We start from the raw sequence: 246 nt of genomic DNA on the forward strand, positions 1-246 counted from the left end.
GGCCGGATCGACCTCGGCGAGCAGCGCACCCCCGTCACGGACGCGAAATGAGACCCGAAGCACATGATCTTCGAACGTAACGGGGCAGACGTACCCGTGGTGATCGTCGGCGCCGGGCCCGTGGGCGTGACCGCCGCCCTCCTCCTGGCCCGGCGCGGAGTCCGCAGCGTCGTCCTCGAACGCCACAGGGACATCTACCCGCTCCCGCGTGCCGGCGCCTACGACGACGAGGTGCGCAGGATCCTC

At 70.7% G+C, this 246-nt stretch carries 1 protein-coding gene; it reads left to right on the forward strand.

The genetic code is table 11. The features are described 5' to 3' along the window. Positions 1-63 precede the first annotated feature (63 nt). On the forward strand, positions 64-246 hold a 183-nt coding region (locus tag GTY47_RS18660), incomplete at its 3' end, for an FAD-dependent oxidoreductase (RefSeq protein WP_010049244.1).

Origin of the sequence: Streptomyces sp. SID5464, from assembly GCF_009862985.1 — a bacterium.
GTDB lineage: Bacteria > Actinomycetota > Actinomycetes > Streptomycetales > Streptomycetaceae > Streptomyces > Streptomyces chartreusis_D.